The organism is Photorhabdus akhurstii (genome assembly GCF_018448925.1).
Classification (GTDB): Bacteria; Pseudomonadota; Gammaproteobacteria; order Enterobacterales; family Enterobacteriaceae; genus Photorhabdus; species Photorhabdus akhurstii.
The window spans coordinates 1-12,158 of sequence record NZ_RCWE01000044.1 but is presented as its reverse complement, the minus strand read 5'-3'; the positions used below and the strand labels follow the sequence as shown (position 1 = coordinate 12,158).

Here is a 12,158-nt window from a genome sequence, read left to right as displayed (position 1 = left end):
CAGGCTATCCAGACTCTGCGCCAGCATCTCGGGCGTCCCTCCTTCCGACAGAAAACAGCCCACCGTCTGAGTCGGCCGGTCGTGCTGGTCCCAGTGGCTGTGACGCACATTCCACACATACACCGGCGCCTGCCAGCCCAGCTGTTGCCCCTGTTTCTCCAGCATGCGCAGCGCGGTATTGATGTGTACCCGTTGACTCAGTTGGTCTTCGGTCATCGCCCACACCACCCCATCCAGCGGGCGACGACGACGCAGTTGACGCAATGCCTGTAACTGCGCTTTATCCGGCTGAGTCTGCAAACTGCCGCCCCACAGCAACAGATTATTTTCGCCTTCCTGCCAGTGCTGGGCGGTCAACCCGGGGACAATGGCTTCTACCTGCTCCCGTTGTCCCATCACCAACAAAATACATACCCGCCGACGCCAGAAACGGCCATAACGCCGACCAAGCTGATATTCCAATCGCTGAAAATAAAATGGCGCTTCTGAGGATGCGACTTGTTCTACTGGCGCTTTAACCGCGCTTTCCCGTACGGGCAGACGCTGTTTGTAATCACGAAAAAGATTCAACAGCCATACCACACCCACCATGCTGACAATCCAGACGATTATTTTGACCGCCTGAGTAGATAACCCAAATCGATCGCCCCAGAAAGATAACAGTCCGCCCAAGACCAGTGCGATTAAACTGGTGACCAGACCTACCCCCAAGTTACGGGTAATAAAAGCTTTAAGCATGGAAGCCCCCTGATGAAGTGACATTGTTTAGCGGGGAGAGAGTCCCCAGTTGTAACGAGGCATTGTGCGCTAGCAGAAAAAGCTGTGGCGCCTGCTGATATTCGGCCATTTTCATGGCGAGTGTTAATACAAACCAATCCGCATATGGCCCTGATTTCCCAAACCAATGGGGTACAAACTGTTGATCAAGCGTTGTCGGCTCGCTCTGTTGTACGGATGATGGCAAGGTTTTTAATCTCTGATTCAGCCGAATTAACAACCTGTCTTTCTCCGGTGAATCCGCATCGTTGTACCACAGTGTCCCGGCCGTGATGGCAGGACGTTGATAACGCAGAAACTGAGCCACACTCTGCTCCATCTCCGCCGCTACCGTAGCCATAGGCCGATGCAGACAACATTTTGCCGACAGCTGAGAAGAGGGAGGCGCCAGTAGCCAAACCACCGCGCCCTCACTGGCTGTCGCGAGTGTTTTATCGTCTTGCCAACACCATGCCATGACCAACAGCAATCCTTTGATTTCCGTATTCAACCAGTCGCTTATCTGATGGGTATAATCGGATTTAAGCCCTATCGGGCCTTGTAGTTGAGACAGAGGCAGCCCCAGTTTTTGCCAAACCTGACAAAATTGCTCCCATACGACAGTTTCGGTCCTGTCTGATGAAAAATAGACATTCACTTTATGATTAGCCACATGCGCGGCCAAACTACTGCGCACCGCTCCCAGTAAATTTTCAAACATGTTGAAATAACTGGAAAAAGGGGGAAATACCAGTGCGCTATCGCCATTGACCAATACCGCCTTATCCGCCGGTGACGGCACTTCCGGCGGGAAAAGCGCATCATAATCCACAACCCGTATCGCCTGAGAAGCCCACGCTTGCCAGCGAGCCTCCTGCCAGGCGTTCTCTTGCGTCAGCACTTCCGCCTGCTCCAGTTCCACGCCGTAACGAAACAGCCGCCAACCGGCAATCACCCCGAACAGTGCTGTTATTCCGGCTAAAGCGATCAATGCATAAAGCAAGCTGGCGGGATCTTTAAACAGATACCAGAAACCGCCGACAGCAACGACGACAGCGAAACAAGCCATACTGAACAGCCGCCGCCAAAGCGACCAGACCGGCGGTTCTGGCCGGTGTACGGAATAAGACTCTGGAATTTCCCAAGCCATTGTTATGACTCCCCTATTCCGGCTTTCGTCGTACTGGAAATAACATAACAACCGCATTGGCAAAGCGCTTTATCAAATGCGACCGGTTTGCCATCGGAAATACATTGAGAATTGGCATTAACAATACGATTAATGCCATGCCCTTTTAGCGGACAACTGACTAAATCATTTAATAATGCAGCTTTTTTACCTTCAATTTCGATAGAAGAGGAGGCGGAAATCACTTCACCGCCGCTACTGAGCTTATCACCCAGGCGAATAATGCCTTCAAACATCATGATGCCTATATCAGTAAGGATAAATTTTTCACATTTAGAACGTGACAATACTATCGTTCGGATTATTCAATGCTGCCTGTGAAAGCAGTTTGATGACTTTTGTAAGATCGTCTCTTGCAACAAATTTCTTTGAAAATACAATGTCGATTTTTTTATTTAAATTAACAGAAATCAGTACATTACCCTCACGTTCTTCCACCCCTTTAATACATCGATAAGGCAAGAAAAGGGTTTTACTCAACGCGGTTGGTGTTAATAAAAATCCCCCTTCTGTCTCGGCAAAGAAATAACGACCTTCCGTTTTACGATATGAGAGACAATGCATAGCTGTCATCATCATACAAATACTATTCGCGCCCTTAATTGGCATAACCAGCGTTATGCAACCCAAAATACACATCCTTTTCCAATACCTATCCCGAAAAAAATAGATGGCGGAATGAGGAATCATATTACCTGTCTGATATTGATATTCATAGAATGGGGATAGCGCAACTCGTTGAATTGACAACAAACACCCAATAAAATAAACCGCGCCAAATGGGAAAAAACAAGATGTAATAAACGAACTGATTTTCGCATACTTTGGCGCTTTGAGAATAACAAACAGATTAACCACCTCCAGCAAAATGAAAATCAACATCAAGACATTGAATATTGATAATTTAGCAACAAAATATTGCTCTTGATAAGAAAGAGCAAAATAACCCTCACTGGCTACCTTTATAACAACCAGTAAGACAAGATAGGTTAATACATTAATAGCCAAGCCTATCCAAGCTATTTTATAGATCTGATTCACAAAAACTCCCTAATTTACACAAAATTACAAACAAACCCCATAAAAACAGATAAAACTTTACATTGGATAATTCGTTACTGAATTTTCCAAAGACAAGAAACTGCTTAATATCGCTATGACTCATCATAGATAATTCTGAGGACTATCTCATAAATCTTTAGCTCCATCCTATTACTTGAATCAGTAATAGTAGTAATAGCTGGAATAACAACGCTTATCTGGCAGCACTCTTTTACTATCCTTATTCAATTTTCCATCCGGGGAATGAGCTTTGATTTTCCTCAACCTCTTTTTTGTGAATTTCTCAAGATTAATCTCCGTAGGATTAGGGAACCCCAATACAGTAAAAATCTCTTCCGCCAGCCTGAGTGTTGGTTTAGGATTTCTCATGCAAGAAAAATAAACTAATGGTGAAAAGGCAATTGCTATCAAACCAAAAGACAAAGACATATATTTTATACAATTCACCATATATTTAACAAAATAGTCCACCATATATTCTATAATGAACTCCCAATCATCAAAAATCGCATCGATCGTGAATATAGGAAAAATAACTAAAGAACCATACCAGACGACACGTGCCTGATATTTGGCATTTGAATGAATACCCTGTTTACAACGTGGCGTCATAGAAACCACCCTTAATTCAGGATGGGCAATCGCATAAACCCTATAATGTCCCTCCTGCTCGGTTACCGCTAATTCAACATAATCACCCACTTTTGCGGCGGTAAACCCCAGCCAGCCGTGGAAGGGAACGCCATTGATTTTCCCCCGCACAAAATCACAGACATCACTTACCCTAACGGTGGTTTGTGAATGAGTGCCCGAGGTATTTCCTGCTATCGACACCCCGACTCCCCGATATAATTTCCGTTCATTTTGACAGGCAGAGGCGGCCGGACCATATTCACGATCGGTAAAATAACCAATCACACACAGGGCCTCGAACTCTTCCAATACACCACTCACTTTGATTAAGGGCTTACCCGGCGGCAATTCCGGTGGCGGCGGCTCTTTTGCTAAAATCGCATCCAGTTCAGGAATTTTAGCTTGAAGATTCATTATTTCCTGTTCTGCTTCTTTTTTGCTATCGGGAAAATTGATGGCATGTTTTCGGTTTACATTAATATCAATCTCAATGCCTTTTCTCTGCCTTTTTATTTGCTCAAAATCAATAGCCTCTTTGTCAGAACGAAAGGTACTCATAAGCCCTCCTTAATTGCATTAGTAAAATTTTCACTTTGTTTTTCATACTGTTGACTCCTGTTTTTAATTGCTTGAATCAGTAATAGTAATAATGGCTCAGGATACAAAGCTTATCCGGCAAGACTTCTTCGCTGTTTTCAGGCGATGGATTAGATTTTATCTCTCTAAGCCTTTTCTTAGTTAGTTTCTCAAGACTAATATCTTGCGGATTAGGAAATCCTAATACTGAGAAAATATCCTGAGCCAGTTTAACTGACGGCCACGGTTTCTTAATGCTGGCAGAATACGCATAGAAAGAAAATATGGTTGCCAGAAACATAAGACATAAGATTAAAAGGTCTGCCCCATCCCAAAAATTGCCCCCACCTGAAAAAAAGATGGCGCCAAGACAAACAACAATAATTATAAAAAATACGCAGGAAGTATAAAATACTGCATCCTTTGCTTTTGACCGGGTTCCTTTATTACAACACGGCGTGATAGAAATCGTTCTGCGTTCAGGGTTTGTTAATGCATAGACAACATAATATTCTCCCTGATCAGTCACCGCTAATTCAACATAATCACCTGTTTTGACTGTAGTCAATCCTATCCAACCATGAAAAGGGATGCCATTGATTTTCCCCTGCACAAAATGACATATTTTACTTAATCGTCCCTCAGTCCGTAAATTCACCGCAGCCTGAGAACTATTTCCCAACATCGCCAGCAATAATGCACCAAATTGCCTATTCTCCTCCCGGTGGGCAAATTCCTCGGGGTCATATTTGCGATCAGCAAAATAGCCTTTAACACAGAGTGTTTCCAACTCTTCCAATACACCACTCACTTTGATTAAAGGTTTACCCGGCGGCAATTCCGGTGGTGGCGGCTCTTTTGCTAATATTGCATCCAGTTCAGGGATTTTGGCTTGAAGTTCCTCTATCGCTTTTTCTACCTCCTCTCTATCCTCAGGACGACGCTGAATTCTTTCTTGCTTCACCTCTATCCATGTATCAAGACTGTTTCTCTGACTTTTTATTTCCTCAAAGTCAATAGCACCTCTTAACATCTGATAAGTATTCATGAGATATCCTTCATTGCATCAGCAAAACTTTTACTTTGTTCTTCATAAAACCGATATCCTCTGCTCAATTACTTGAATCAGTAATAATAGTAATAGCTGGAATAACAGCTCTTATCCGGCAAAACTCTTTCACTCTCTTTACCAGATTTCCCTGCCGGAGAATTAGCCTTCATTTCCTTCAACTTTTTCATCGTAAATTGATAAAGATTAATTTCCGTAGGATTAGGGAAATCCAATACCGTGAAAATCTCCTCAGCCAACCTAAATGTCGGTTTAGGTTTTCTCATACAGGAAAAATAGATTAACGGTGAAAAAACAATTGCCATCAAACCACAAAATAAAGAGGTATATTTTATATACAAAATAATATTTTCTCTGGTTTGCTCACTAAAAATTCCCCCTACCATGAAAGCAAAGAAAAGCACTAAAGAACCATACCAAGTGCCACGTATCTGATATTTAGCATTTGAGTGAATACCCTGTTTACAACGCGGGGTCATCGATATCACCCTTAATTCGGGATGGGCAATGGCATAAACCACATAGTGTCCCTCCTGCTCGGTTACTGCTAATTCAACGTAATCACCCGCTTTTGCTATAGTAAAACCTAACCAACCGTGAAATGGCACTCCATTAATTTTACCCCGGACAAAATCACAAACATCCCTTACCCTCACTTTGGTTTGCAAACTAACTGCCGCCGCTGAAGTATTTCCTGCCACTGCCATCAATAACCCTCCAAACAACTCTCGTTCTTCCTGACGGGCAAAAGCGGCCGGATCATATTCACGATCAGTAAAATAACCCATAACACAGAGTGTTTCGAGTTCTTCTAATACACCACTCACTTTGATTAACGGCTTACCCGGCGGCAATTCCGGTGGCGGTGGTTCTTTTGATAATATCGCATCCAGTTCGGGGATTTTAGCTTGAAGTTCCTCAATCGCTTTTTCTTCCTCCTTTCTATCCTCAGGATAGCGCGGAATTATTATTTCTCGCTTAACCTTTACCGATATATCAATATCTTTTCTCTGACGTTTTATTTCATCAAAGTCAATAGCTTCTTTGTAAGGACGAAAGGTACTCATAAGCCCCCCTTAATTGCGTCAGCAAAACTGTTACTTCGTTTTTCATACAGTTGATTCCTATTTTTAATTACTTAAATCAGTAATAGTAATAATGGCTCAGGATACAAAGCTTATCCGGTAATACCTCTTCACTGTTTTCAGTCGATGGATTAGCTTTTATCTCCTTAATCCTTTTCTTCGTTAATTTACTGAGACTAACATCCTGCGGATTAGGGAAACCCAACACTGAGAAAATATCCTGAGCCAGCTTAACTGACGGCCACGGTTTTTTGATGCTGACAGAGTATGCATAGAAAGAAAATACGGTTGCCACAGACATAATACATAAGGTTAAAAGATCTGGCCCATCCCAAAAACTGCCCCCTCCTGAAAAAAAGATAGCACCAAGACAAATAGCTATAATCATAAAAAATACACAGAAAGTATAAAAGACTTCATCCCATGCTTTTGACCGGGCTCCTTTATTACAACACGGCGTGATAGAAATCGTTCTGCGTTCAGGATTTGTTAATGCATAGACGACATAATATTCTCCCTGGTCTGTCACCGCTAATTCAACATAATCACCTGTTTTGACTGTCGTCAACCCTATCCAACCATGAAAAGGGATACCATTGATTTTCCCCTGCACAAAATGACATATTTCACTCAATCGCACTTCAGTCCGTAAATTCACCGCAGCCTGAGAACTATTTCCCAACATCGCCAACAATAATGCACCAAATTGCCTATTCTCCTCCCGGCGGGCAAATTCTTCGGGGTCATATTCACGATCAGAAAAATAGCCTTTGACACAGAGTGTTTCCCACTCTTCTAACACACCACTCACTTTGATTAATGGTTTACGCGGGGGCAATTCCGGCGGTGGCGGTTCTTTTGCTAATATTGCATCCAGTTCTGGGATTTTGGCTTGAAGCTCCTCTATCGCTTTTTCTATCTCCACTCTATCCTCAGGATAGCGCGGAATCATTATTTCTCTCTTAACTGCTATCTGCGTATTAAGACTTTTTCTCTGACTTTTTATTTCTTCAAAGTCAATGGCACCTCTTAACATCTGACAAGTATTCATGAGATATCCTTAATTGCATCGGCAAAGTTTTTACTTTGTTCTTCATACAACTTATCTTTCTGTGACTCAGGGTAAATCCATTGCGTGGCTTCCAAACCTTTCACCGGCTCTAACCCAAAAACACAACTCCGGCACCATTTTTGTAGATCATTATCGACATATAATGAAACCAGCCACTCAAGAATAAGCACCCCAAGCATGACTTGCCAGCTAGCCAGAAAGCCAACAACCCTGCCGGCAGCCAAAGATCCCAACGTTTTTAATGTAGCTTCTAAAACCCCCCTCTCTATCAGCTTTCTCTCTAGCAATACTTCTAACAACCCGCTGGATGCTTTTAGCATTGCGCCAACATCAGTCCCAATTTTACAGACGATTAATCCAAAATACTGCCAACGCCGTCTGCCATGACATTCAGATACAAAATCACTAATATCTACCCCCAGATTTAATGCAGAAGAGAGCGTGCCTGCACTCGACCCTATAAATTTAATGGTGTCGGTAGCTGCCATATTTTTTATGCCGTGCTTCACCATCGGCTCTACAATCTCCATTGCCGTACTCAGTGTACTTAAAAACGCCGCAGTCACCTGGGCGTGGCTCTTGACATCCCCTTTACTCTCTTTGAATTGATTGGCATATTCCAGCCCATTAAAAAATAAGACCAAACATTTAATCCGGGATTTTTTCAATACTGACTCTCCCTCGGCACTGTCAGCAAATTCTTTAAAATTACGCTCATAATTATTCTTCGCATCAAGACGAGCTTTTGCTCCTGATTCCTTAAGTTGCTTCAACACCTGCCGCCGGAATGAATCACCCTCTTGAAGCTGCAATACCGATAGTTTCACCGCCCTGCCAAAAGACACACCTGAAATCACAGAGAATAGAGTTTTACTCAACATTTCATTGGTGCTATTCAGCACTTTCCCTAAGCGGGTAAAATTAAAGAACCGGTCCCCCAGCGTGACCAGCCGCCGGTCACTGTGTAACATCGCCCGGGCAAAGGTACTATCGGATTTTGGCGGCTTTTCCAGCGCTTCATTCGCTTTATCGTAGGCTTCAACCAGTTTTCCACTCAGTGTCGTTACCGTCTTCATAAACACTGAGATGTCCGCCGGTTTTTCATTCCCCTTATTCAGCTTCATCTTCTGTAAAAACCCGTCCATCTCTTTCATCACTTCCGGGTTATTCAGCAATAACGAGCGCCAGACAATATTTTCCGGCGACAACGCAGAATATTCGTCAATTAAGGCATCTAAATAGGTACAGCCGGTTTCGGTCACATTCAGCGAAGCAATGGCATAATCCACTGCTTCGCGATAATTGAGGTTGTCCTCCAATCGGGTGGAATGAAAATCCTGACAACAAGTGATAAGTCGGCTCTGTTTTAGCCAGCTCACCCTGAACTGGGCCAGTTGCTCCAACTCTTTCGCCACATCGGCACAAAAATCGGCATAACATTGATTAAATGCCTGTCGTTTAGCCAAATTCAGCTCTGAGGTATATTTTTTCCAATCGTGGGCAAACGCTTTCTTATCCGATTCGATGGCGTGACGAATTGAATCCTCTCTGCGTTTTTCCCACTCCTGAATTGACAAACCCGTAGAAGCCGCCAACATGGCATCCATTTTTTTATCCGGCTTTTTGAAATGTGTGGTGTGCATTTGACGCAACTGATTCTCCACACCATTCAGTGAACTGTCGGTCATAAACTCAATCGACAATTCATCCAAAAAGGTTTTATGCGCCCCAGCGATATCATCACCCCAGCCCGCTAATTCATGCGCTATTCCTATCGGATCATGCAACGCGATTAATACCGGCGATACCGGCGTGCCATCCGCAGCCCGCCCGCGTTTTTGCATCGCCCTGACCGTAATGTCCGCACATCCCGCCCGCTTGCTACTCCACGGATACAAGGTGCTCTTTGGCCTCAACACACCGTGATAAATTTCATAGTAGGGCGCCTCTTCTAATGTCCGGCTGATACGCAGCACTTTCCGGTTACAAGGCAGAACATATTTGCCGGAATCATTGTCTCCCAGACAGTAATCGATGACGGTATTCAGGTTCTCTATCGTCGCCTGAGCAATCCCGACCCCTTCCGGCACCCCGCGCCACTGCCACGGTTTCACGCACTGCATCCTCTTTTCCCGCGCTGCGCGGTTGTTGTGATAATACTTGATGGTCTCCTGGCTCCACGCTGAGGGCGTGAAAGCCAGCCAAGTTTCCGTATACAAGGCCATATCCTGGAGTACGATAAATTCCATATTGGCGCTCTGATGGGTCGGCGCACGGCAATCTGAGGTTTTCTTGGGAGAGACACCAAAAGGCGCACAAAACTGTTGCCACAGCGCACCATCCTCGCTAACGCTCCAGGCATCCCAACTCTCCGGCTCATCTAATCCGGCACTCGCGTAATAGACATATAAAAACCCCTGCCGTAAGGCACGCAGCGCATAATGATAGCCCGGCGCCGCTGGTTCTGGCGTTTCCGCCCACACCGGCAAGGTTTCCGAAACATCATCAGGCACCACGGTATAACGCACCGGCAACAGTGCCGGTCCGGTGGACTCACATGTCCAACATAATGATTCATTCATCACAACATCTCCTGGTTCTTGGAGGGAATAATGGCAGGATTGGGACGGCCGCACTCACGAGCCAGTGCCGACCACGTTTCTGCTGTCAGTTCAGCGATGCGAATGACATAACCGCCAGCGCTCCTGCCCTCTTCATGGGATAACAGCGACTGTATTCGGGGGTGTAGATCTATCTCTGGATGGTAAAGCAGACCATGCAATGCACAGGCTTCGAGGTCCTGTACTGCATCAAAGGCGTAGCGTGCTGTCACCCGGCGCAGCAAGGCCAGCATAATATGCAGGGATTCCCGTTCTGTTCGACGTAACTGATTGCGGTGTGCCTGACGATATCGGCGCAGTGCCCGATTCATCGGCCCTGACCAGGCCATTTCTGCTACCTGTTCCGCTGTCAATGACAGTGAAAAGATGTACAGTTCCTGAGCAGACTCGGCATTGTCCCGGTGCAGTAACTGACTGTCGCCGTCAATCAGATACCAGTCGGTTAACGGCCCCAACAAACGCGAGCGTTGCCAGCTATCCAGCACCGGCCAAAAGGCATTATTGACCGCCGGATCATAAAAGCGCAGCATGGCCTGCGGTTGAAATGAGACGGACTGCACCGCCATCATACTGATATGGTGTGCAATCGCGGAGGCCGGGCTGGCACTAAACAGCCAGCCACACACCATTCGCCCACGTCCGGCTATCAACTCCGCCGGATCGGTTTCCTGCAACGCCTGCGTGACGCTCAGCGCCAGCAGTTCAGCATCCTCCGGCTGATTAAGATTGAGTGGCACCAGCCAGGGCGAATAACGGGATTCGAAATGATGATGCTTTATCTGCGTCGGTATGGCCGCCGGCTGATGATTCAGGATTGCCGCCGGGAGTCTCTCTTCCTGTCGGTTTTTGAGAAAAACCGCCGGGTCAACCAGTAAAAAACCGTGTTCGCCATGCTGAGTAAATGCCGTACGCAAGTCAGCCAACAAACCGGTTTGCCGTCTGGTTTCAGCCTCGGGGGAAAAATTGTAATCCACTGTCAGTGGAATAGTTGTTTCTATCATGGTCTACACCTTATTTTTTCGTTACACCATCTTGATTACCCATCATCCGCTCTGCCGTTGACGCGCAACGCTCAGGCAACGTCAGGTCTGAACTCTGACTCACCGGGCCGTTTTTCTGCAAAATGTCACACTGGAAGCGGGCATTTTTAGGACCGGCAAAAGAAATATGGCCGTCTTTCAGCGAGATATAAGCCCCGCCGCACTCCAGACGCAGTTCCGTTTTCGCCGAGACGGTCACACAATCCTGTTGACTTGCCAGCGTCAGCGCCTGTTGAGCCAACACCTCTACCGCATCAGTCTGTGCCTGAATCTCTACCTTGCCGGAAGCCGCCAACAGCTTTAGGCCCAAGGTTCGGGTGAACAAACTCAGCCCGTTCCCCACCGCCAGCCGGAATTTCTTCATGATGCTCATATCAGCATCACCGCCGACGGTGGTTATCAGGTTCTCCCCGGCGGAGAGCTGCAAATTGCCCGGCGTCACCTGAGCAATGCCGGAGGGCGCAGAGAGTAAGAGCGCTCGCTGTTGTAATTCTTTCAGGGTTTCATTCATAAAGGCGGCCTGGGTTTCAATGTCAGCCAGTTCCGCTTTCGCCGCCTCAGCGGCATAACGCAACCCCGCCGCGGTCTGCAACGCCGCATCCAGTTCAGCCAGCGTACGCTGCATATCCAATTGCTGGCCCGAGGCTTTAACCTGTTGATCGGCGCTGATAAACAGCCCTTTCCCGGCCCGGATCGCTCCCCAGTCGTCGGTGCGCAACTCAAACCCTTCGCCGCGCTTGTTGGGATGCGGTCGCTGTCCATCCACCAGATGGCCCAGATTGAGCTGACTTTTCCCGCCATATTCGGTGCTCAGTTTGATGTGCTCTTTGCCGCGCTCATCGTCCATGCGCAGTTTGTTGTTGGCCGGCGTGCGCAGCACATTGCGTTTGTAGTTGTAGAGGGTTACATGGTCTTCATGCCGGGAGTTATGCAACGCATGGGCGATGTAGGGCCGATCCGGGTTGCCCTGCTCAAACGCGATCGCCACTTCGGTCCCCTGAATCAACGGCCAGTGAAAACCGTGCGTTTTACCGGCGTACGGGCGGGCTAAACGT

At 46.3% G+C, this 12,158-nt stretch carries 10 protein-coding genes and 1 pseudogene; all 11 read right to left on the bottom strand.

Features of this window, described 5'->3' with window-relative positions; genetic code table 11:
* A pseudogene (locus EAE93_RS23090) lies at window positions 1-738 on the bottom strand (ImcF-related family protein); the annotation flags it as partial.
* A complete protein-coding gene (locus EAE93_RS23085; RefSeq protein WP_214040645.1) occupies window positions 731-1,906 on the bottom strand; it encodes a hypothetical protein in 1,176 nt (391 codons plus the stop codon). The gene EAE93_RS23085 and the pseudogene EAE93_RS23090, both read right to left, overlap by 8 nt.
* A 2-nt stretch (window positions 1,907-1,908) precedes the next feature.
* Complete coding sequence (locus EAE93_RS23080) at window positions 1,909-2,184, bottom strand: PAAR domain-containing protein (protein ID WP_214040646.1); 276 nt, start codon at window positions 2,182-2,184, stop codon at window positions 1,909-1,911.
* Between the two features lie 34 nt (window positions 2,185-2,218).
* Window positions 2,219-2,986, bottom strand: a complete 768-nt coding sequence (locus tag EAE93_RS23075; RefSeq protein WP_214040644.1) for a hypothetical protein — start codon at window positions 2,984-2,986, stop codon at window positions 2,219-2,221.
* A 180-nt stretch (window positions 2,987-3,166) separates the two neighbouring features.
* On the bottom strand, window positions 3,167-4,198 hold the full coding sequence (locus tag EAE93_RS23070) for a putative type VI secretion system effector (RefSeq protein WP_214040643.1): 1,032 nt from the start codon (window positions 4,196-4,198) through the stop codon (window positions 3,167-3,169).
* 76 nt (window positions 4,199-4,274) lie between these two features.
* Window positions 4,275-5,264 carry a putative type VI secretion system effector gene (locus EAE93_RS23065; protein WP_214040642.1) on the bottom strand — a complete coding sequence of 330 codons (990 nt, stop codon included), beginning with the start codon at window positions 5,262-5,264 and terminating at the stop codon, window positions 4,275-4,277.
* Window positions 5,265-5,341: 77 nt separating this feature from the next.
* Window positions 5,342-6,352: a putative type VI secretion system effector gene (locus EAE93_RS23060; protein WP_105399791.1), complete on the bottom strand. Its 1,011-nt coding sequence runs from the start codon at window positions 6,350-6,352 to the stop codon at window positions 5,342-5,344.
* Between the two features lie 76 nt (window positions 6,353-6,428).
* On the bottom strand, window positions 6,429-7,421 hold the full coding sequence (locus EAE93_RS23055; protein WP_036809677.1) for a putative type VI secretion system effector: 993 nt from the start codon (window positions 7,419-7,421) through the stop codon (window positions 6,429-6,431).
* Window positions 7,418-10,024, bottom strand: coding sequence for a T6SS effector BTH_I2691 family protein (locus EAE93_RS23050; protein ID WP_214040641.1), 2,607 nt, complete (start codon window positions 10,022-10,024; stop codon window positions 7,418-7,420). Before EAE93_RS23050 ends, EAE93_RS23055 begins: the two co-directional genes overlap by 4 nt.
* Window positions 10,024-11,064, bottom strand: a complete 1,041-nt coding sequence (locus EAE93_RS23045; RefSeq protein WP_214040640.1) for a DUF4123 domain-containing protein — start codon at window positions 11,062-11,064, stop codon at window positions 10,024-10,026. Before EAE93_RS23045 ends, EAE93_RS23050 begins: the two co-directional genes overlap by 1 nt.
* Window positions 11,065-11,074: 10 nt before the next feature.
* Window positions 11,075-12,158, bottom strand: a 1,084-nt coding sequence (locus EAE93_RS23040; RefSeq protein WP_214040639.1) for a DUF2345 domain-containing protein, incomplete at its 5' end; no start/stop codon positions are given.